Annotated in this window: 1 protein-coding gene; it reads left to right on the top strand. The window is 51.3% G+C overall.

Going from position 1 to position 1,875, the window contains the following annotated elements:
- Window positions 1-221 precede the first annotated feature (221 nt).
- On the top strand, window positions 222-1,433 hold the full coding sequence (locus tag DS878_RS02720; RefSeq protein WP_113814416.1) for an alginate export family protein: 1,212 nt from the start codon (window positions 222-224) through the stop codon (window positions 1,431-1,433).
- Window positions 1,434-1,875: the final 442 nt, after the last annotated feature.

The following is a 1,875-nucleotide window of genomic DNA, read 5'->3' on the forward strand; positions in this document are numbered from 1 at the left end:
ACAGCATGATCGGTGTGGCCACGGTAGCTCCTTGGGAGTCCCCGGGCGATTCGGGTGTTTAACCAATCAGAAAACAGAAGCCGGATTAGCCTGTCCGAACGGTAGATAACAGGGAACTCCGCAGCGGGATGCCAGTGGCGGGGTGGGGCACAGCGCTGGCAGTGTACGTTTCTAACATCCTTTTTTAATAAAGATTTTTCACATATATAGAGAAAATATTCATGAATGAACGAACGATACGGTATTTAACTGGTGTAGCTGGAGCCCTGATTATCAGCACTCCAATTCAGGCTGCCGAACAAACCCTGTACGATGCGCTAAGTAGCGGAAGTGTGAGCGGAAACGTACGCCTTCGCTATGAATCAGTGGATCAGGATAACGCTCTCGAAGACGCGACGGCGCTGACTATCCGCACCCGGCTCGGGTATACCAGCGGAAGCTACCATGGCGTAACCGGTGTTCTGGAGTTCGAAGATTCCAGATCCGTTCTGGGGGAGGACGATTTCAACGATACCTTGGGTAAGAATACAAACTATTCAGTTATTCCCGACCCCGAAACCACAGAAGTTGACCAGGCTTACCTGCAATACAGTGCCTACGATGTTACAGCCCGTTTTGGACGCCAGGTCATCACTTATGACAACCAACGTTTCATTGGCCACGTAGGATGGAGACAAGACAGGCAGACTTTCGATGCTTTGCGACTGACTTATGCACCTGAGGGACCCTTGTCTCTGGGGTACGCTTTTCTGAATCAGCGCAATCGTATTTTTGCTGAAGCAGGGGATCTTCCCGCTAACGATCACCTGTTGAATCTTGGGTATCAAACAGCCTTCGGAAAACTCTCTTCCTATGCCTATTTACTGGAGGTTGATGAAGGACCAGATAATTCCCTGGATACATACGGATTGCGCTTCGCAGGCAGTCGCGAACTGGAATTAATGAAACTGATCTATGCTGCTGAATATGCAACGCAAAAAGCCGAGTCAGGCAGTACCGATTTTGACGCCAATTACTATAGTGTGACAGCAGGTATAGGCGTCAGCGGTGTCAACGTTGTTCTGGGGTATGACGTATTGGGCTCAGACGATGGCAACTACGGATTCTCTACCCCTCTTGCCCTTCTGCATGCCTTCAACGGCTGGGCTGATCAGTTTCTATCCACTCCGGCTAACGGGCTGAAAGATCTGTCTGTATCAGTCAATGGCAGTCTGGCAGGCGGCAAATGGGCCATTGCCTATCATGACTACGCCGCAGATGAGTCTACACCAGGAATTGACGATCTTGGCGACGAGTTCAACCTTGCATACAACCGTGGTTTTGCCGGGCACTACACCGCGGGAGTCAAGTATGCCACTTACTTCGCTGGAGACAGTGCTTCGGGCAAGGTAGACACCCAAAAGCTGTGGCTGACGCTCGGCGCTACGTTCTGAATCTGACTCACGCGCGACCTGAGTTTTCACTATGTGGCAAGCCCCCCGATACCATAGGTGCCTGACAGATGCTTAAAATACTGACTCCTGAATCTGCGGGGGGCCGGGCCACCGGTTCTGCTTATACCTGTAAAGCCATGAGCTCCCATGAGCGCGAAAGTGAAGGCAGAGCACCTGCTCTGATCCTTCAGTTCAAGTTATGCAGCGCCAGAGGAAGGGGAATGTCCTCTCCAAAGTTGGCGAACATATGTACTCGAACTTAGGGAAAGCGCTATGAGCCTCCGCCTACTGTTAGTTGATACCGGAAGTAAGCGATCGGAAGAGTTGGTAGCACTGCTGACCGAACTGGGTTTTGAAGTGATCGGTCCCATTACCGATACGGATGACCTCTACGATTGCGTGCCCAATCTCAAGCCCGATATCGTGGTCATTGCCTCCCACT

It is taken from the genome of Marinobacter sp. F3R11, assembly GCF_003318275.1.
Taxonomy (GTDB): Bacteria; Pseudomonadota; Gammaproteobacteria; order Pseudomonadales; family Oleiphilaceae; genus Marinobacter.

Coding starts and splice junctions, on each gene's coding strand:
- DS878_RS02720 (WP_113814416.1), top strand. CDS start 222: ATGAATGAACGAACGATACGGTATTTAACTGGTGTAGCTGGAGCCCTG.